15 protein-coding genes, 1 tRNA gene and 1 pseudogene are annotated in these 20,127 nt (G+C 64.9%); 6 read left to right on the forward strand and 11 right to left on the reverse strand.

What is annotated here, in order from left to right; all coding sequences use genetic code 11:
• Positions 1-110 precede the first annotated feature (110 nt).
• The 7 genes from fdhF to mobB form a co-directional block, all read right to left on the reverse strand.
• A complete protein-coding gene (fdhF, locus tag IVA82_RS23685) occupies positions 111-2,876 on the reverse strand; it encodes a formate dehydrogenase subunit alpha (protein ID WP_247388703.1) in 2,766 nt (921 codons plus the stop codon).
• Positions 2,873-4,576 (reverse strand): NADH-ubiquinone oxidoreductase-F iron-sulfur binding region domain-containing protein, encoded by a 1,704-nt coding sequence (locus IVA82_RS23690; protein WP_247388704.1) that lies wholly within the window; start codon positions 4,574-4,576, stop codon positions 2,873-2,875. The genes fdhF and IVA82_RS23690 overlap by 4 nt, the downstream gene beginning before the upstream one ends.
• Before the next feature lie 149 nt (positions 4,577-4,725).
• A complete protein-coding gene (locus IVA82_RS23695; protein ID WP_247388705.1) occupies positions 4,726-5,007 on the reverse strand; it encodes a hypothetical protein in 282 nt (93 codons plus the stop codon).
• A 78-nt stretch (positions 5,008-5,085) separates the two neighbouring features.
• Positions 5,086-6,741: an OFA family MFS transporter gene (locus IVA82_RS23700; RefSeq protein ID WP_247388706.1), complete on the reverse strand. Its 1,656-nt coding sequence runs from the start codon at positions 6,739-6,741 to the stop codon at positions 5,086-5,088.
• 314 nt (positions 6,742-7,055) lie between these two features.
• Entirely contained in the window at positions 7,056-7,319 is a 264-nt protein-coding gene (locus IVA82_RS23705) for a sulfurtransferase TusA family protein (protein WP_247388707.1), read from the reverse strand.
• Between the two features lie 44 nt (positions 7,320-7,363).
• Positions 7,364-8,620, reverse strand: coding sequence for a gephyrin-like molybdotransferase Glp (glp, locus tag IVA82_RS23710; protein WP_247388708.1), 1,257 nt, complete (start codon positions 8,618-8,620; stop codon positions 7,364-7,366).
• Between the two features lie 9 nt (positions 8,621-8,629).
• Positions 8,630-9,157, reverse strand: a complete 528-nt coding sequence (gene mobB, locus IVA82_RS23715) for a molybdopterin-guanine dinucleotide biosynthesis protein B (protein ID WP_247388709.1) — start codon at positions 9,155-9,157, stop codon at positions 8,630-8,632.
• Positions 9,158-9,364: 207 nt separating this feature from the next.
• Between mobB and fdhD the strand changes: the two genes are divergently transcribed.
• Positions 9,365-10,255: a formate dehydrogenase accessory sulfurtransferase FdhD gene (gene fdhD / locus IVA82_RS23720; RefSeq protein WP_247388710.1), complete on the forward strand. Its 891-nt coding sequence runs from the start codon at positions 9,365-9,367 to the stop codon at positions 10,253-10,255.
• 1 nt (position 10,256) lies between these two features.
• Entirely contained in the window at positions 10,257-10,883 is a 627-nt protein-coding gene (gene mobA, locus IVA82_RS23725) for a molybdenum cofactor guanylyltransferase MobA (protein WP_247388711.1), read from the forward strand.
• 17 nt (positions 10,884-10,900) lie between these two features.
• On the opposite strand, the gene IVA82_RS23730 is transcribed toward mobA, so the two are convergent.
• From IVA82_RS23730 to IVA82_RS23740, 3 genes are read right to left on the reverse strand one after another with little or no spacing between them, the layout of a single operon-like run.
• Complete coding sequence (locus IVA82_RS23730; protein ID WP_247388712.1) at positions 10,901-12,838, reverse strand: molybdopterin biosynthesis protein; 1,938 nt, start codon at positions 12,836-12,838, stop codon at positions 10,901-10,903.
• Between the two features lie 13 nt (positions 12,839-12,851).
• The gene (locus IVA82_RS23735; RefSeq protein WP_247388713.1) at positions 12,852-13,958 is read right to left on the reverse strand and encodes a molybdopterin-binding protein; all 1,107 of its coding nucleotides are present in this window, start codon (positions 13,956-13,958) and stop codon (positions 12,852-12,854) included.
• 54 nt (positions 13,959-14,012) lie between these two features.
• On the reverse strand, positions 14,013-14,843 hold the full coding sequence (locus IVA82_RS23740; protein ID WP_247388714.1) for a substrate-binding domain-containing protein: 831 nt from the start codon (positions 14,841-14,843) through the stop codon (positions 14,013-14,015).
• 274 nt (positions 14,844-15,117) lie between these two features.
• Between IVA82_RS23740 and IVA82_RS23745 the strand changes: the two are divergent.
• Positions 15,118-16,012: pseudogene (locus tag IVA82_RS23745) on the forward strand (helix-turn-helix transcriptional regulator).
• A gap of 105 nt (positions 16,013-16,117) precedes the next feature.
• Complete coding sequence (locus tag IVA82_RS23750; protein ID WP_247493583.1) at positions 16,118-17,332, forward strand: ABC transporter substrate-binding protein; 1,215 nt, start codon at positions 16,118-16,120, stop codon at positions 17,330-17,332.
• A 206-nt stretch (positions 17,333-17,538) separates the two neighbouring features.
• Here the strand turns inward: IVA82_RS23750 and IVA82_RS23755 are convergent, their stop codons facing one another.
• Complete coding sequence (locus IVA82_RS23755; protein WP_247388716.1) at positions 17,539-18,501, reverse strand: TAXI family TRAP transporter solute-binding subunit; 963 nt, start codon at positions 18,499-18,501, stop codon at positions 17,539-17,541.
• Between the two features lie 118 nt (positions 18,502-18,619).
• Here IVA82_RS23755 and IVA82_RS23760 point away from each other — a divergent pair, with 118 nt between their 5' ends.
• Together IVA82_RS23760 and IVA82_RS23765 are read left to right on the forward strand one after the other, a co-directional pair.
• Positions 18,620-19,597, forward strand: a complete 978-nt coding sequence (locus IVA82_RS23760) for a tripartite tricarboxylate transporter substrate binding protein (RefSeq protein WP_247388717.1) — start codon at positions 18,620-18,622, stop codon at positions 19,595-19,597.
• 336 nt (positions 19,598-19,933) lie between these two features.
• A tRNA-Ile gene (locus IVA82_RS23765) sits at positions 19,934-20,009 on the forward strand.
• Positions 20,010-20,127: the final 118 nt, after the last annotated feature.

A 20,127-nucleotide genomic window follows, 5' to 3' on the forward strand; every position in this document is an offset into this window, starting at 1 on the left:
CAATGACGATGTGGGTGCAAATGCCCGTCACACATTCAGCCGTCGTCCCGGCGCAGGCCGGGACGACACCGGGGATTTGACTAGCGCCATCCCGTCGAAGTTGCCGAACCCTACTCCGCCGCGTCGCGCATTTCGGCGCGCTCGGCTCTCGCCGCGCAGAACTTGAACTCCGGGATCTTGCCGAACGGATCGAGCGCTGGATTGGTCAAGAGATTCGCAGCCGCCTCAGCGTAGCAGAACGGCATGAACACCATGTTCTCCGGCACATCGCGGTCGGAGCGGACCTTGACCTCGACCACGCCGCGGCGGGTCTCCAGGCGGATGAAATCGCCGGGTGCGAGCTTCTTCCTGCGCATGTCCTTCGGCGACATGAAGGCGACCGCTTCCGGCTCGATCTGGTCGAGCACCTGGGCGCGGCGCGTCATCGAGCCGGTGTGCCAGTGCTCGAGCACACGACCGGTCGAGAGCACCATCGGATACTCGGCGTCGGGTACTTCATCCGGCGGGATGACGTGCGCCGGCACAATCTTGCCCCGTCCGCTCGCGGTCGGGAATCCGGTGGTGAAGATAATCTCGTTGCCGGGCTTGTCGGGATCGTCGACGGGATAGGTGACCGCGCCTTCGCGCACCAGCCGTTCCCAGGTGATGTTCTTCAGCGACGGCATCAGCTGTGCCATCTCCGTGAAGACTTCGCCTGGACCAGCATAATCCCACGGCAATCCCATGCGCTTGCCGACCTCCTGGATGATCCAGAGATCCTGCCGTGCATCGCCCGGCGGCTTGATCACCTGGCGCGCGAGCTGGACGCGGCGGTCGGTGTTGGTGAAGGAGCCGTCCTTCTCCGCGAACGCCGAGGCCGGCAGGATGACGTCAGCGTGGAACGCGGTCTCAGTGACGAAAAGATCCTGCACCACGAGATGGTCGAGCATCGCGAGCGCCTGGCGCGCATGCTGGAGGTCGGGGTCGGACATCGCGGGGTTCTCGCCCTCGATATACATGCCCGTGATCTCGCCGGCATGGATCGCGTTCATGATCTCGACCACGGTCAGGCCGCGGACGGGATCGAGATCCTGTCCCCACAGCTTCTCGAAACTGCCGCGCATGTCGTCGCGGCCGACCGGCTGATAATCCGGCAAGAACATCGGAATCAGGCCGGCATCGGAGGCGCCCTGCACGTTGTTCTGGCCGCGCAGCGGATGCAAGCCCGTGCCGGGACGGCCGACCTGACCGGTGATCAGCGCCAGCGCAATCAGGCAGCGCGCATTGTCGGTGCCGTGGACGTGCTGGCTGATGCCCATGCCCCAGAAGATGATCGAGGATTTGGCACGCGCGTAGGTTCGCGCGACCTCGCGCAGGGTTTGCGCCGGGACGCCGCAGATCGGCTCCATCTTTTCCGGCGTGAAGTCCTTGATCTTCTCCTTGAGCTCGTCAAAGCCCTCGGTATAGCCCGCGATATACTGCTCGTCGGTCAGGCCCTCGGTGATGATCGTGTTGATCATCGCGTTCAGCATGGCGACATCGGAGCCCGGCTTGAACTGCAGATGCTTGGTCGCGTGTCGCGACAGGCTCTGCCGGCGCGGATCCATGACGAAGAGCTTTGCGCCATTCTTGGCGGCGTTCTTGATATAGGTTGCCGCCACCGGGTGGTTCACGGTCGGATTGGCGCCGATCACCCAGATCACCTCGGCGTCCATCGCGGCGGAGAACGGAGCCGAAACAGCGCCCGAGCTCAGGCCTTCGAACAGCGCCGCAACCGACGAGGCGTGGCACAGGCGGGTGCAGTGATCGACATTGTTGGAGCCGAAGCCGGTGCGCACCAGCTTCTGGAACAGATAGGCCTCTTCGTTCGAGCCCTTGGCCGAGCCGAAACCGGCGAGCGCCTTCACGCCCTTTTCGTCACGAATCTTGACCAGGCCCTTGGCGGCGATGTCGAGCGCCTCCTCCCAGCTCGCCTCACGGAAATGCGTGAAGGGATTGGCCGGATCGACCTGGTCGTTGGCATCCTTCTTCGCGTTCGGCAGCCGCACCAGCGGCTTGGTCAGCCGATGCGGGTGGTGGATGTAGTCGAAGCCGAAGCGGCCCTTGACGCAGAGACGGTTGTGATTGGCGGGGCCGTCGCGGCCCTCCGCATAGATCACCTTCTCGTCCTTGACCTGATAGGTCACCTGGCAGCCGACGCCGCAGAACGGGCAGAGCGAGTCGACCTTCTTGTCGGCATAGGTGACGCGGGTCTGCTTGTCGTCGAGCATCACGGCCGGCATCAGCGCGCCCGTCGGGCAAGCCTGCACGCATTCGCCGCAGGCGACGCAGGTGGACTCGCCCATGGGATCGTCGAAATCGAACACAATCTTCGACTCGTGATTGCGATAGGCCATGCCGATGACGTCGTTGACCTGGACCTCGCGGCAGGCGCGCACGCACAGGCCACACTGGATGCAGGCATCGAGATTGACGCGCATCGCCGGATGGCTGGCATCGGTGCTCCAGCGCTCGGCGGCGGGGAAGCGGCTCTCGGTGACGCCGGTGGTCTCGGCCCAATGCCAGAATTTAGATTCCGGATCGTGCGAGGTCGCACGCGCTGGCTGGTCGGCGACGAGCAGCTCCATCACCATTTTTTGCGCAGCGACCGCGCGGTGGCTTTCGGTCTTCACCTTCATGCCGACCGACGGCGTGCGCTTGCAGGAAGCCGCCAGCACGCGCTCGCCCTCGATCTCGACCATGCAGGCGCGGCAATTGCCGTCGGGACGGTAATCCGGCTCCGGTGAATAGCACAGGTGCGGAATCTCGCGGCCCTGGCGCTTGGCCACCTGCCAGATGGTCTCGCCGGCGCTGGCCTCGACCTGCTTGCCATCGAGCTCGAACGTAATTTTGGTCATTCGGCCGCTTCCTTGAACTCGTCAGGGAAATATTTGATCACAGATGAGAGCGGGTTCGACGCCGCCTGTCCGAGCCCGCAGATCGAGGCATCGCGCATCGCCTGGCTCAATTCTTCCAGAAGTGCGCGGTTCCAGACCGGCTGCTGCATCAAGAGCGCCGCCTTCTCGGTTCCGACGCGGCACGGTGTGCACTGGCCGCAGCTCTCGTCCTCGAAGAACTTCATCAGGTTCAACGCCGCCGCCTTTACGCTGTCCTGCTGCGACAGGATCACGATCGCGGCCGAGCCGATGAAGCAGCCGTATTTTTCCAGCGTGCCGAAATCGAGCGGGATATCGTCCATCGATGCCGGCAAGATGCCGCCGGACGCGCCGCCCGGTAAGTAGGCGTAGAACTGATGGCCGTCGGCCATGCCGCCGCAATATTCCTCGATCAGCTCCCGCACGGTGATGCCGGCCGGCGCGAGCTTCATGCCGGGATTTTTGACGCGGCCCGAGACGGAGAAGCTGCGCAGGCCGTGCCGCTCGTGGCGGCCGTGGCCTTTCCACCAGTCGGCGCCCTTCTCGACGATGTCGCGCACCCACCACAGCGTCTCGATGTTGTTGATCAGCGTCGGCAGGCCGAACAGGCCGACCTGGAACGGATAAGGCGGCTTGTGCCGCGGCAGGCCGCGCTTGCCCTCGATGCTCTCAAGCAGCGAGGATTCCTCGCCGCAGATGTAGGCGCCGGCACCGCGGCGCATGTGCAGGATCGGCACGCCCGCAGGCAGTTTTGCGATTTCGCGTTCGAGGATGGCGCGCGCCGCCGGATACTCGTCGCGAATGTAAATGTAGACGTCGGACGCCTGCACCACATGCGCGCCGATCAGCATGCCCTCGATGAAGCGATGCGGGTCGGTTTCGAGATAGACGCGGTCCTTGAACGTGCCGGGCTCGCCCTCGTCGCCGTTGATCGCCATCAGCCGCGGGCCGGGCTCCCCTAACACCGCGCGCCATTTGCGTCCGGTCGGGAAGCCGGCGCCGCCGAGGCCGCGCAGCGAGGCATCGTCGAGCGCCTTCAGCAGATCGTCCGTCGGCAGCTCGCCCGAGCGCAGACGATTGAGCAGCTTGTAGCCGCCGCCCGCAACATAAGCGTCGTAGTCGACATATTTCGGCAGATGCGCGTGGGTATCGCCGGCCTTCGCCGCCGCGAGCACGGTGCCCGCAGTCGCGTGGTCGACGAAGTTGTGTCCCACCTCCGCAGCAGGCGCGCTGTCGCAGCGCCCAACGCAGGGTGCGCGCACCACGCGAATGCCGGGGCCGGAAGCGCTTTGCAGATCTTCGAGCAGCTTCTCTCCACCGAGTATCGCGCAGGTGAGCGAATCGCAAACGCGGATCGTCAGCGGCGCGATATCCGCCTCGCCTTCCTTCACCACGTCGAAATGCGCATAGAACGTCGCGGTCTCAAACACCTCGGCGAAGGCGAGCTTCATTTCGTCGGCCAGTGCCGCGAGATGCGCGGCCGAAATCTGCCGATACTTGTCCTGGATCAGGTGGAGATATTCGATCAGCAGATCGCGCCGCCGCGGCCTGTCGCCGAGCAATTGCTCGATCTCGTGCGCGGCCGTTGGGTCGACCTGACGCCCCTTGGGCGTGGCCTTGGCTCGCTTCCGTCCCTCGCCCGGATGTTCGAACGAGCGAACCTCGTGCACGTCATGGCTCATCGATGCGTCTCGTAAATCTCTTTAGAACAGTCTAAGTCTACCTCCTGGCATACCAGATGCCAAGAGAATTCATGCGTTCCAATAAGCGTTTAAGGGGGCATGCAGCCGCCAGCTCCATGCCCCCTCACCGATTCGATTGTCGCGCAGTCTCACGTCTTGTTCATGCACTCTTCGATATAGAACCAGCGGTCGTCGCCTGCGAGGCCTTTGGATTTCACGTCGGCGCGACAGGCCTTGAGCTTGGGCTTGTTGGCTGCCCACTTGGCCTTCATGTCCTTGAGCTTTTGCATGGTGAGCTTGATCTTGCCCGGCGGCTTGGCGTCGGTCGTTGCGGCGGGTGCCGCAGGCGCCGTTGCGGTCTGCGCGGATGCGGCGTGGAGCGAGCCGGCCACGAGCAGTATTGCGGCAAGGCAGACAAAATTACGAACCATTGGAGTCCCCCAGCTATTCCTTGTTGCGGTAAGGCGACCGCGGCGCACGGAACGCGCGCCACGGCGGTGATGTTGCAATCAGAGAATCTTGACCGCGCTCTCCAGGGTCTTCCACACACCCCAAGCCAGTGGAACACCAACAAATGCCCAGAACAGCGCAGCCTTGACGTCGAGGCCACCCGTGCCGATGCCAAACGAACCATGCTGGACGCCGGCTTCGGTCTTGGCGCTGGCCGCCTGGAGTCTGGCGACTTCCTCGTTGCTCATGTTCCACTTCGGATCGACCGGCTTGATCAAATAGTTGCAGATCAGGCCCGCGATCAGCATGGCGCACAGGATATACATGGTGGTGTTGTAGAGCTGGTCGCGCGGAACGCCCGCCGCGAGCTGGAACTCGCGGATGTAGTTCACCACGACCGGGCCAATGATGCCTGCAGTCGACCACGCCGTCAGCAGCCGGCCGTGAATGGCGCCGACGAACTGCGTGCCGAACATGTCGGCGAGATAGGCCGGCACGGTCGCGAAGCCGCCGCCATACATCGACAGGATGATGCCGAAGCCGAGTACGAACAGCAGTTTCGAGCCCATCGCCGCGAAGGTCGGCGCCAGCGCATAGAGCGCGATGCCGAGGATGAAGAACGTGTAGTAGGTGTTCTTGCGACCCATGAGGTCCGACATCGACGCCCAGAAGAACCGGCCGCCGATGTTGAACAATGACAGCAGACCGGCAAAGCCCGCAGCTATCGCAGCGATCGTTGCCTTCTGTTCAACCGAAAGCTGGCCGAAGGTCAGCTCCGGATGCCCGATCAACTTGCCCGCGAAGATCTCCTGGAGCATGGGCGAGGCCATGCCGATCACGCCGATACCCGCCGAAACGTTCAAGCAGAGCACCCACCAGATCAGCCAGAACTGCGGCGTCTTGTGCGCGTTCTTGAGGTGCACATGGTGCTCGGTGATCATCGACTTCTTCTCACTCGGCGGGGTCCAGCCTTCGGGCTGCCAGCCGGCCGGAGTCACGCGATAGGCGAAGGCGCCGATCATCATGAAGACGAAGTAGATCACCCCCATCGTGACGAAGGTCTGCCATACGCCGACCGAGGCGGGCGTCTTGAAGTAGTTGATCAAGAGATTGGCCAGAGGCGCCCCAATCATGGCACCGCCGCCAAATCCCATGATGGCCATGCCAGTCGCCATGCCGCGGCGATCCGGAAACCATTTGATCAAGGTCGACACCGGGGAGATGTAGCCGAGTCCAAGTCCCACGCCACCGATCACGCCAGCGCCGAGCCACATGATCCAGAGTTGGTGGACGTAGACACCGAAAGCACCGATCAGAAGACCACCGCCCCAGCAGCAGGCGGCGACGGCGCCCGCCTTGCGCGGACCGGCGCGTTCGAGCCAGCCGCCCCAGATCGCGGCGGAGACGCCGAGCAGGACGAAAAACAGCGTGTACATCCAGCCCAGGCTGGCGACCTTCCAGTCGCAGGTCGTGGTGAACAACTCCTGCCACAGCGACATGTCCGGGCACGCTTTGCTCTGCGTGATGCCGATCGCGCGCGACAGCGGCAGCCAGAACACCGAGAAGCCATAGGCCATGCCGATGCAGAGATGAATGCAGAGTGCCGCCGGTGGCACCAGCCAGCGATTGAAGCCGGCCTTGGCGACCGTGTGCTCGCGATCAAGAATTCCTGCGCCAGCGCCCGAAAGTGTCCCAGCGCCTTCAATTGTAGCCATGCATTCCTCCCCTAAAGCCGCCCTTCTGAGCGGCCTGCCACCAGGATCCTGATCCTCAGCCCTTTGCAGTGCCAGCCTACGTCCCCGCTGCCCCGCACGATTGTTGAACGCGCGCCAGGATCATCGCGCGCGCTTGAGACGTTAACTCAGAGTCTATGCCCGACGCGGCGTTCAGGCCTGTTTCTATGGCCCGTTTGCTCCGTGCGTCGCAGCCACAACTTAACCTCCGCGTCTCGACGGAGATAGTCAATTGGGGTAGAACTACTGATCTATGTCGATAGACAAAAGGTAGGTATCAACCGCATGACCGGTCGTTAAATGGGCGGCGCACCATTGATATTTCCTATCGAGCCATCGGATTTCTCTATCAGGAATACGATGCGCGCGTCGTTGCGCTCGGTGACCTCCACCTTGTCGCCGGTCTCGCGGATCAGGTTTGGAATGTCAATCACCGACAGGGGATCGGTACAGTGCACTTCGAGCTGATCGCCCGGCTGCAACGGCTTTAAAGCTTTACGCGTCTTCAAGGCGGGCAACGGGCATTTCAGCCCCGTGAGATCAAGTGTGGTTCTGGTCATGGGCGCAACATGGCGAGCTCAGTCGATGGCGTCAACGCGACCGCTCAGATCAGACCGGCATAGGCCAGGAAACCCACATTCTGCCCCGGCTCTACACGGGTGATGTCCTCACCGAGCTCAATGAGACCGTCGGTCTCGACCAGCGAGGACAGCAGCCCGGCACCTTCGCGCGGGAACTTGACGGCCTCCAACGCGCCGTCGTCGCCGCGCCGCAAGGAAGCGCGAACATATTCGCGCCGGCCTTCCTTCTTCTTGTAGGTGAAGGCCGCGCGCAGCGGGATCGGCGTGAGCGGCTCAGGCAGGCTGCCGGCCAGCGCCAGCACGGTCGGCCGCACCACATGGACAAACGTGACAAAACTCGCGACGGGATTGCCGGGCAATCCTATCAGCGGCGTGCCGCCGATGATGCCCATCGCCACCGGCCGGCCGGGCTTGATCGCCATCCGCCACAGCACCAGCGAGCCGACACTCTCGACCGCCGCCTTGACGTGATCCTCCTCGCCGGTCGAGACGCCGCCGGTGGTGAGGATCAGATCATGTGTGCCGGCGACCCGCTTCAGGCCGTCCGCAAGCAAGCTGCGGTCGTCGCGCAGAATGCCGAGGTCGCTGACCTCGCAGCCGAGCCGGCGCAGCATCGCCATCAGCATGAAGCGGTTGGAGTCGAACAGCTGCGAGGCGCTGCGCGGCGCGCCGGGCGAGGCCAACTCGTCGCCGGTCGAGAACACCGCGACCCGGATGCGCCTGACGGCGTCAAGCCGGGTCAGGCCGAACGCGGCGGCAAGCGCGACATGTTGCGGCCGCAGCCGTTGGCCGGCACGCAGCGCAATATGCCCTTCGGGAATGTCCTCGCCCGCGGGGCGGACGTTCGCACCAGGCTTCAGCCCGGGCGGCAGCACGATCTTGCCGGCCTCGTCAATGCGGACATCCTCCTGCATGAAGACGGTCCCGGCGCCCGGCGGCATCGGGGCGCCGGTGAAAATGCGCGCGGTGTGGCCGGGCTTGACCGCGACGTTTGCGGGGCCGCCAGCCTGGATACGACCGTCGAGCGGAAGCGCCCGTCCCTCTGCTTGCGGAAGGTCCGCATTGCGCACGGCATAACCGTCGACGGCGGAGTTGGTGAAAGGCGGCAGCGGCAGGGGCGCTGCGATATCACGCGCCAGCACGCGCCCGTCGGCATCGGCGAGCATTACCGTCTCAAGATCGGCAATGGCGTTGACGCGCGTCGTGATCAGGCCAACGGCCTCGTCGACCGACATCATCGGTCCACCGAAGGCAAAGCAATCGTCGGACAGTTGCGCCATGTTGCCTCGTCAGCGCATCGCCGCGCTTCTAGCGGCCACTTCCTCGACCGGCATCGCCGCGCGCAGCAGCAATGCCGCAGCAGCCGGGATATCATCGAGATGGACGGTCGGCAGCCGGGTTTCAACCGCGATGTCGGTCGCGATTCCGGCAATTCCGGGATCGCTGGGGAACAGCAGCGGCTTGTCATTCCCTGCGCGATGCACCTCGATCTTGCGATGTGGCTCGCGCTTGAAGCCTTCAACCACGACGAGATCGACCGCTGACAGCTTGTCCAACAACTCGGGCAGGCGCGGCTCCGCAGCCCCGCGCAATTCGTGCATCAAGGCCCAGCGGTTCGCCGAGGACACCAGCACCTCGGCCGCGCCCGCCTCGCGATGGCGCCAGGAATCCTTGCCGGGCACGTCGACGTCGAACTGGTGATGCGCATGCTTGATGACGGAGACGCGCAGGCCCTGCGCGTTGAAATGCGGGATCAGCCGCGTCAACAACGTGGTCTTGCCCGCACCGCTCCAGCCTGCAAGGCCGATGACTTTCATTCCAGGTCCGTCTCCGCGAGCGACTTCGTCTCCAATGGAACCGCTGTCTCCTCCCCGTCATTGCGAGCGCAGCGAAGCAATCCAGAGTATCTCCGCGGACGCATTTCTGGATTGCTTCGCTGCGCTCGCAATGACGAGGGGAGGATTTCACTTTCCGCCAGCATGCTTATATCGGCTTGAGCCGAATGTCATGCTAACCTCGCGGCCATGATGAAAATCGACAAAGCCCCCGTCCCCCTGATCGTTCCTGATACGGACGACCCGCGCCTCACCCGGAGCGTGACCGGGACCGACCAGGCCGGCGCCAAGGTCGAGATCAAGGTGCCGATGGAGCGTCCGCTGACGCTTTACCTGAATGCACAGGAGATCGTCACCATGATGACGATCGGCGACTATCCGGAGTATCTGGCGCTGGGCTACCTGCTCAACCAGAACATGCTGAAATACAATGACGCGGTCAGCGAGGTCGAATACGACGACGACCTCCAGGTCGTGGTGGTGCGCACCGAACATCACACCAATTTCGAAGCCAAGCTGAAGAAGCGCACGCAGACCTCGGGCTGCGCGCAGGGCACCGCCTTCGGTGACCTGCTCGAAGCCGTCGAGAGCGTCGCCCTACCGAAGGCCGAGCTGCGCACCTCCTGGCTGTACCAGATGACGCAGACCATCAACACCATGCCCTCGCTCTATCTCGAAGCCGGCGCAATCCACGGCTGCGTGCTGTGCAAGGAAGGAACGCCTCTGTGCTACACCGAGGATGTCGGCCGTCACAACGCCGTCGACAAGATCGCGGGCTGGATGTACCGCCACGGCGTCGATCCATCCGACAAAATTCTCTACACCACGGGACGGCTGACCTCGGAGATGGTGATCAAGACGGTGCGGATGGGAATTCCGATCCTGGTGTCGCGTTCCGGCTTCACCGCCTGGGGCGTCGATCTCGCCAGGCAGGTCGGGCTGACGCTGGTCGGACGTACGCGCGGCAAACGGTTCATCGTGCTGTCGGGAGAAGAGCGCATCGTCTACGACCAGAACCTTGCCTATGTCGAGGAAGAGTCGGCGAAGCACAAGCGCAAAGGCGAAGGTAGTGACGACTAGGATGCCAGCCACGCAAGGCGTGCTGCTCGCGGGCGGTCTGGCGCGGCGCATGGGGGGCGGCGACAAACCGATGCGCACCATCGGTGGCCGCACCATTCTAGACCGCGTGATCGCGCGCCTGACGCCGCAATGCGATGGGCTGATCCTCAATGCCAATGGCGATCCGGCACGCTTTGCCGCGTTCGGATTGACCGTCGTTCCCGACAATGTCCCCGATTTTCCGGGCCCGCTCGCCGGCATCCTCGCCGCGCTCGAGTGGACCGCGGCGAACCGGACGGAGGTGGAGTGGGTGCTCAGCGCCGCCGGCGACTGCCCGTTCCTGCCGCGCGATCTCGTCGCGCGCCTGCATGAGGCGCGGGAGCGGGAGAACGCGCAGCTCGCGGTCGCCGCATCAGGCGATCAGTCGCATCCGGTGATCGGCCTGTGGCGCGTCGACTTGCGCGATCAATTGCGGCACGCGCTGGTCGTCGAGGACCTCCGCAAGATCGACCGCTGGACTACGCGCTTTCCGCTCGCGACGGTGACGTGGCCTAGCGAGCCGCTCGACCCGTTCTTCAATGCCAACACGGTCGAGGATATTGCCGAAGCCGAGCGGCTGGCGGCACTGGACGAGGCGCGCCCGGGTTGAACCGCCGCTTCGTTCGTCTAGGCCGGCCGGAATCCGGCTCGCTCCAGCGCCGCGCGAGACTCTCCTGAGCCGAGTGCGTCGAGGAAGGCCTGCACCGCCGGACGCTTCTTGCGCGCGCTGACCAGTGCAAAATCATAATGCTCTTCAGCAAGCGGAATGAAGCCGAGGCCTGAAGCATCGGCGACCGGCGCAATGCTCATGCCCCAGTCCGCGCGGTGCTGCGTGACGGCTGCGGCCACGGCATTGTGCGAGCGCGGCTGGTTCCAGTAACCTTCCGGGCGCGCGCCGCCGAGCAGGCGGTCGATCAGAATACGCGTGCCGGCGCCCTGATTGCGGTTGACCATGATGCAGGTGGGGTCAATGAGCGCTTTTGCGACTGCCTGCTTCGCGGAGAGTCCTTCGAAACGCTCGTCGCCTTTGCGAAACACGATGCCCTGCATCCGCCGCCAGCCGGGGACGAGTTCGAGTCCTTCGACGAGAAAAGGCGTGTTGTAGGTTTCGCTCCTATCGTCGAACAGATGGATCGGCGCCAGATCGCATTCGCCGCGCCGTGCCGCCGCAAGCCCGCCAAGGCTGCCCACCGCGATCGAGCGCACGGTCAGACCGGCATGCGCAAGCGGCGCGGTGATGAGATCGAGCCCGGTGCAGTGGCTGCCGACGATGACAAGATCGGGCACGCGCACATGCGGCGTGAACAGCGTGACCTCAGCCGCGGTCCCGGCCGGCATCTGGTCGGCAAGCGCATCGATCCGCAGAAAGCCGTCGGCCTGCGCGAACGAGGTGATTGCACCGGAGCCCTTGCCGGAGGGATAGGCGATCAGTCCGTCCTTGCCGTCGACCAGCGAAACCATGACGAACTCGGTGCGGCCAAGTTCGGAGGCAATGCGCACCGGCACGGTCGCGCTCACCTTGGCGTCAGAGCGCGACGGCAGTCCGGCCATCTTGCGCAGCACCGGCACGATCATGTCATGGAAGGTGAACATCGCCGAGGTCGGGAAGCCCGGCAGGATCACCACCGGCTTGCTGTCGCACACCGCGAGGCACAGCGGCTTGCCGGGCTTGAGCGCAACGCCATGGGCGATGATACCGGGCTTGCCGAGCCGGCCGATGATGCGGTGGGACAGATCACCTGCGCCCTTCGATGTGCCGCCCGAGAGCACCAGCATGTCGGCGTCGGTCAGCGCTTCGCGCATCGCGGATTCGAGCTTCGCTTCATCGTCGGGAATGGCGCCCAGGAAGATCGCCTCGCCTCCGTTCTCGTCGATCGCAGCAGCGACGATTGCGCCATTGGTGTCGTAGATCGCGGCAGGCGGAAGCGGTTGACCAGGCTGAACCAGTTCGTCGCCCGTGGAGATCACGGCGACCCGCGGCTTGCGTGCGACCGTCACCTCGGCGAGACCGCAGGCCGCCAGCATGCCGATTTCGCGCGAGCCGATGACCGTGCCGGCGCGCAGCAGCGCCTCGCCGCGCGCGATGTCGGACCCTGCGTAGGATACGAATTGCCCCGGCGAGGCCGCGCGACAGACGTCGATCGCGTCCGATCCGGCCGGCTGGGTGTGCTCCACCATCACGACGGCGTCGGCGCCGCGCGGCAGCGGACCGCCGGTGGCGATCGGCGTCGCGGTTCCCGCCGCCACATGCAGCGCCGGCGCGATGCCGCAGTGGACGGTCTCTCCGTTCAGCGCGAGGCGAACAGGCGCGCCTTCGCCGGCCGCGGCGAGGTCCGCCGAGCGCACGGCAAACCCATCGACATTGGAACGGTCGAAGGGCGGAACGTCCACCGGCGCAGTGATATCTTCGGCGAGCGCGGCGCCGAGCGCGTCGGCAAGCTTGCGCGTTTCGCGCGGCAGCGCCCGCGGGAACAGCGCAGCCTCGAAGCGCACCAACGCATCCTCACGCGACAGGATCTTGAGGAATTGCTCTTGCTCGAGTTGCAGCTGCGGAGTCATGGACATCTCGGAACCCAATTCATTCCCGCATCAGATAGGCATCAACCGGCGTGCCCGCACCAAATCCCTCGCTGCTGCCGGGAATAAGCAGCCATGCATCCGCACGGGCAATTGCCTGTAACGGCCATTCGCCGACCGCAAGCGGCAGCCACGCGCCCTGCTCTTGCGCCAACAACGTGATTTCGGCGATGCCCACGCCCGATGCAATCTTGCGCGCGAGCGGCAAGGTCAGCGACAGGCGCGGCCGCCGTGCCGACAATCGATCGATCAGCGGAAGGGCAAGCGCGAGCCATGCAGCGAGCGCATGATCCGGCGAGCCGGGCAAGACGACGACGGGAACTTTTCCGAGCCGCCCAACAGCGGCGGTGCGCCCGGGCTGGAGCGCAAGGCCATGGGCGATCACCTCGCCGCGCCGAGCCAGCGCCGTCACGGCGGCATCCTGGCGCCCGACGCCGCTGCCACCGATCGTCAGCACGAGATCGCAGGCGGAGGCGTCCAGCGCCGTCGCAATCGATGCCACATCGCGCGCGGAGGCTACGTGAATGCTCACATCCAGCCCGGCGGCACGCGCGATGTCCGCGACCATATGCGCGGTTACTTTTGCACCCGGCAGATTGACGATGCGCAGCCGCGGCCGGCGAACGCTCAAGCTATCCACCCGGGCGATCCGCGCGAGCAGCAGAGCGGCCGCGCCAATCGCACATCCCTCTGCAACGACCGGCGTGCGTTCGGCGATGTTGCTTCCGGCGCGCCTGACGCCCTGCCCCGGCAGCCCCTCCGCCAACACCTGCGCAAGCGGCCCCGAGATGTCGACCGCATCGGCATCGAGCACGCAATCGCATTGCTCCGGCATCGCGTCACCGGCATCGACCCACACCGGAAGGTTCGCCAGAGGCAGCGGCGAGTACGAAGACGCACCGACGAGATCGTTGGCGCGCAACGCCCAGCCATCCGCGGCCGCGATGTCACGTGACGGATAGGCCGCGAGCAGCGGCGTGCCCGCTGCGATGCAACCCGCTGCCTCTGCGAGCGGCAGCTCGACCGGCGCGACCGGATCAACGCCGCGCAGCAACGCCGCGAGCGCGGTGTCGAGCGATGTGAGCGATGGCGGCAGGCGCTGGGTCATGCGCCATGATGGACCACGCATCGTGCAGTTTGGCAACCGCTCCCGATGCGGACATCAGCCGCCCGATTTATCCGCATTGGGAAAGAACAGCTGCTGCCCATCGACCTTGTAGGCGGCGATCACCGCCTGCCCCTCCGGCGAGATCAACCAGTCGATAAAGGCCTGCGCGAGTTCCTCCTTCACGTTCGGAAACTTCTCCGGATTCACCAGCATCACGCCGTATTGGTTGAGCAGCCGCTTGTCGCCTTCGACGACGATGTCGAGATCGCCGCGCTCCTTGAAGGAGATCCAGCTGCCGCGATCGGACAGCACATACGCTTTCGCCGCGCGCGCGGCGTCGAGGGCCGCGGCCATGCCCTTCCCGGCCTCGCGATACCAGGCGCCCTTGGCGCTGGCGATGTCGATGCCGGCGACGATCCAGAGCGCAAGCTCCGCCGCATGGGCGCCGGAGCGATCGCCGCGCGTCACGAACGGGGCGCCCTTGGCCTCGATCGCCTTCAGCGCGGTCGCGATGTCCTTGCCCTTCACGCCGGCGGGATCGCTTCTGGGCCCGATCAGCACATAGTCATTGTACATCACGTCGAAGCGTTTGGCGCCGAAGCCGTCGGCGACGAATTTCTCCTCCTGCGGACGCGCATGCATCAGCACGACATCGACCTCACCCCTTCGCGCTCCGTCGAGCACCTCGTCGGCGCGCCGTGCAATCACCGTCACCTCGATGCCGGTCTTGTCGCGGAAGATCGGCAGCAGATAGTCGAGCAGGCCTGATTCCTGCGTCGCCGTCGTCGTGGCCAGGACAATCTCGCGGTCCTCCGCGGATGACGCTGCAACGCCAGCGGCAAGGCCGCAGAGAAGCGCAAATGCAGCGTAGAGGCGAAAGGCCATGAGCTGGCTCCCTTTGGATATGGCGCGATCTTGATGATCGATTGCGCCGCACTCGTGGCGTGTTCGCCCATTGCGCTCCCGCTCGGGAAATTTCGGCAACGTGCTGAGCGGCACGCGAGCGTTTGGGGGTCATTCACCAAGGCGAAAAGCGCGAGCGAGGATGTGTTGCAAAGCAGCAAGATGATCAGGCATGGTCCCGCGGACGAAAATGAACTGCAGAATTCCACTGCGTCGAACGTCAAAAAAGAAGCAAGAATTTGCATAGGAATGCAGGATGGAATTCCTGACGACCAGCGAAGCCGCCGACTATCTCCGGCTCGGCGAACGCAAGCTGTACGAACTCGTCACCAACGGCGCGATCCCCTGCACCAAGGTGACCGGCAAGTGGCTCTTTCCCCGGCACGAGCTCGACCTCTGGGTGTTGTCGGGACTGGCGCGTCCGGCCGGCATGCGGACCGCCGAGCCGCCGCCGGTCGTGGACGGCAGCCAGGACGAGCTTTTGGACTGGAGCCTGCGCGAATCCGGCTCCGGGCTGGGATCGATGAGCGAGGGCAGCGCGCGCGGGCTCGAGCGCCTGCAGCGCGACGAGGTGATGGCCGCGGCGGTGCACTTCCACAGCCTCGATGCCGCCGACAACCTGGCCAGCGACGCCAGCGTCGAGGCGTTGCGGGCCGCACCGGACTTGCACGATGACCGTGCTGGTCGCATTCGTGCGCCGCGAGCAGGGTCTCGTGCTGCCGCCGGGCAATCCCAAGCGGCTGCGCGGCCTGCCCGACGTGCTCGCGCTCAGTGTCAGGATGGCAATGCCACAGCAAGGCACAGGCGCGCAGATGTTGCTCGACGTTCTCCTCAAGCGCGCCGGCGCCACGACGCGGAATTTGCGCCGGCTGGAGACGCCGTCGCTGACCGGTCCGGACATGGCCGAGGTGATCCGGGCCGGCCAGGCCGATTGCGGGGTGGCGACGCGGGCGGCGGCGCGTTCCGCCGGCCTCGATTTCGTGCCGCTGGTCTGGGAAAATTTCGATCTCGCGATGCGGCAGCGCAGCTATTTCCGCCCCGCCATGCGGGCCCTGATCCGATTCCTCGGCGAAAGACGGCTGCAGCAGCGGGCCGAGGAGCTGACCGGCTACGATCCCTCGCCGGCCGGACAGATCCGCTTTTCGGCCTGACATTGACGCCCGCCCTCAAATAGTTGCAAAAGAAACCAATTCAGCCGGGCCATACCCGGAAAAAAAGCAACACCGGCCAACGCGCCGGATCAGGGGAGGACAAGCGTGAATCCAGTCAGATTTGGACTGCCGGTTGCGGCCGCGCTCGCGGCGGTGCTCGTAGCGAGCGCGGCGTCGGCGCAGGTTTCGGACAATGCCGTCAAGATCGGCGTGCTCACCGACATGAACGGCCCGGCCTCGGCCGCGACCGGCCCGGGGTCGGTGACGGCGACGCAGATGGCGATCGACGATTTCGGCGGCAGCGTGCTCGGCAAGCCGATCAGCATCGTCACCGGCGACCATCAGCTCAAAGCCGACGTCGGCGGCGCCATCGCGCGGCGCTGGTACGATGTCGACCAGGTCGATCTGATCGTCGACGTGCCGGTCTCCGCCGTCGGGCTTGCGGTGCAGAACGTCGCCACCGAGAAGAAGCGCCTGTTCATCACCCACTCCACCGGCACCGCCGATTTCCACGGCAAGTTCTGCACGCCCTATGCGATCCAGTGGGTATTCGACACCCGTGCGCTCGCGGTCGGCACCGCGGATGCGGTGGTCAAGCGCGGCGGCAACAGCTGGTTCTTCATCACCGACGACTACGCCTTCGGCCATTCGCTGGAGCGCGACGCCTCCAGCGTCGTCACGGCCAACGGCGGCAAGGTGCTGGGCTCGGTGCGGCCGCCACTGGCAACGCCCGATCTGTCCTCCTTCGTGCTGCAGGCGCAGGCCTCCAAGGCCAAGATCATCGGCATCGCCGCCGGTCCGCCCAACAACATGAACGAGATCAAGACCGGCTCGGAGTTCGGCGTGTTCAAGGGCGGCCAGCAGATGGCGGCGCTGCTGGCGCTGATCACCGACATTCACGGCCTCGGCCTCCAGGCTGCGCAGGGGCTGCTACTGACCACGTCGTTCTACTGGGACATGGACGACAAGACCCGCGAATGGTCCAAGCGCTACTTCGCCAAGATGAACAAGATGCCGACGATGTGGCAGGCTGGCGTCTATTCGAGCGTGATGCACTATCTCAACGCCATCAAGGAAGCCGGCACCGACGATCCGCTCAAGGTCGCGGCGAAGATGCGCGAGAAGCCGATCGAGGACTTCTTCGCCCGCAACGGCCGCTTACGCGAGGACAATCTGATGGTGCACGATCTCTGGCTGGTGCAGGTGAAGACGCCGGAGGAGAGCAAATATCCGTGGGACTATTACAAGATCCTCTCGACCATCTCCGGCGACAAGGCGTTCGGGCCGCCGGACCCGGCGTGCGCGATGGTGAAGAAGTGACGGCGTAGCACGTGCGAAGCGGCGCTGACGGTGCACCCTCGCCCCCTGTGGGATAGGGTGGATTCGCAGCGTCAGCGGCGCGCCGGGTGAGGGGTTGTCTCCGCGAGTCGGTTTCTCATTTGAATGCGCGGAGATAACCCCTCATCCGGCGCTTCGCGCCACCTTCTCCCACAAGGGGAGAAGGAAGTCAGCGCTAGCACCGCGTCCTATTTCATCACGCCGATCTCGCGGAAGTATTTTGCGACGCCGGGATGAATCAGCTCCGGTCTTGGCGCCGCCGCAACCGTGTTCGCGGCCGTGGTCTCGCAGGCCTGCGCCAGCTTCTTGCAGAACGTCGGCTCGACGCCGTGCAGCGTTTTCGCGAGGCGATAGGCGACGTCGTCCGGCAGGTCCTCGCGCGTCAGGACAAAGCTCCAGGAACCGAGCGAGGCGATCGGCTCGGACTGCTTTGGATAGCTGCCGGCCGGCACGGTCAGCGGTTTCAGGAACGAATGTTTGGCGCGGATGCGGGCGATCTCGTCGGCATCAGGCGCGATGAAGCGCGCGCCTGATGCGCTCGATGCCACCGCGGCAAAGCCGGGCCAGCCGATGCCGGCGCCCCACAGCGCCGCGGCGCGGCCGTCCTCGACCATTGCGGGGCCATCGCCGGCGCGGTCGAGATAGATCGCCTTGAAGTCCTCGTCCTGCTTCAACCCGAGCCCGTCGAGCACATAGCGCGCCAGGATCGGCAGTCCGGAGCCCTTGGCGCCGAAGGCCACCGGCTGGCCGACGAGATCGGGAATCGTCCTGTAGGGACTGTCCGCGCGCACCACGAACATGCCGGGATTGGAATAGACCGCGGTGAGGATTTTCAGGCGCACCGGCGCGCGGCCGATGCCGGCAAAGGCCTCGTAGGCCGGCTCGCCCGCGACCAGCGCGAGATCGAGCTCGCGCTTCTCCAGCAGCGGAATGTTCTCGTTGCTGCCCTTGGTGTTGCGCGGGGCGATTGTCAGCGACGGATCGGCCGCGTTCATCACCTCCGCAAACGCGTTGCCATAGAGGGGAAAGCCGCCGCCGGGCGTGGCTGTCCCGAGACTGATAGTAGTCGAAATGGCCTTGTCTCCGGTTTGGGCCGCAGCGGGGCTCGCGAGCAGCGCCGCGGCGAGAAGCATGGATGATGCGAGTTTCATGATGAGTTTCATGATGAGTCCCGGCCGCTCCGCGTCAACATCGACTTGAGGCGATGTAGGCAGCGGGCGGTTTTTATGAAAGCATGGGCACAACGACAATAAAGCAATGGGAGACGTCATGTTGCGAATTTTGCGGTGCGCTGTTGTTGGGCTTGCGTTGATGTCAGGCTTGTTCAGCGCCGCACCTGCCGCCTCCGCCGCCGATTACCCGAGCCGCCCCGTGCACTGGCTGATCGGCTTCGCCGCCGGCGGCCCGGTCGACATCGTGTCGCGCATGATGGCGCAGTGGCTGTCGGAACGTCTCGGCCAGCAATTCATCGTCGAGAACCGTACCGGCTCCGGCGGCAACATCGCGGCCGCAGCGGCGATCAGCTCGCCGCCGGACGGCTACACGCTGCTGTTCGTCGCGCCCAACAACGCGATCTCGACCTCGCTCTACAAGAAGCTGCCGTTCGACTTCCTCCGCGATACCGTCCCGGTCGCCAGCATCATGCAGCTCACCAACATGCTGGTCGTTTCCAACGCGTTTCCGGCCAAGACGGTCCAGGAGTTCATCGACTACTGCAAGGCCAATCCCGGCAAGATCTCCTTTGCCTCGTCCGGCAACGGCACCTCGGTGCACATGTCGGCGGAGCTGTTCAAGGTGATGACCAAGTGCGACATGGTGCACGTGCCCTATCGCGGCTCGGCGATCGCCTTCCCCGACATCATCTCCAACAAGGTGCAGCTGATCTTCGACAACCTGCCCTCCGCGCTGGAGCAGGCGAAGGGCGGCACTGTCCGCGCGCTCGGCGTCACCTCGCCGCAGCGCTGGCCGATCGTCCCCGACGTGCCCGCGATCGCCGAGACCGTGCCGGGATTCGAATCGGTCGGCTTCTACGGCATCTCCGCGCCGAAGGGCACGCCGCCCGAAGTGATCGAGATCCTCAACAAGGCGGTCAACGAGGCGCTGAAGGACCCCAAGCTGGTGGCCCGCCTCGCCGAGACCGGCGGCATCCCCAAGCCGATGACACCGGCCGAGTTCGGCAAGCTGGTCACCGACGAGACCGAGAAGTGGCGCAAGGTGGTGGAGTTCGCCGGGGTGTCGGTCGACTAGGGCCGCGCCCCGCCGCGGGGCTCTGCCGGCAGCACATCGGGGGCCGGTGGCCCCCTCGAATCAAAAGCGCGAAAACAACCCCATGCACAGTAGAAAAGGCGCGCGATCACAGCGGGTTACAGAAGGGAAAAATAAGCCCCTCAGGGGCATTTGACCCGTCGGGCAAAACACCGGCATAATGCTATCATCATCCGTCCCCGCAATCGACCGACGCGCAGCGCTTGGACTGCGCGACGCGGGCGTTCCCGCCTCAGGGCCGGCATTGCACCCTCGCCTCCGGCCTTGTAAACGAACCGCGCACCGTTGCCGGCCGCGACCCGCGGCCGCCTCGCGGCGGGGCCTGTAGCTCAATGGTTAGAGCCGGCCGCTCATAACGGTCTGGTTCCTGGTTCGAGTCCAGGCAGGCCCACCAATGAAATCAAGCACTTGGCGAAACTGCCGTTTTTACTGCGGACTGTTTCGCGAACCGGTTGCTCTATTTCGCTCTTCACTGGATGCAGCACGCACCGATCACCGCTCTCGCCTTTGGA

The sequence above is a fragment of the Bradyrhizobium sp. 142 genome, assembly GCF_023074015.1.
Lineage (GTDB): Bacteria > Pseudomonadota > Alphaproteobacteria > Rhizobiales > Xanthobacteraceae > Bradyrhizobium.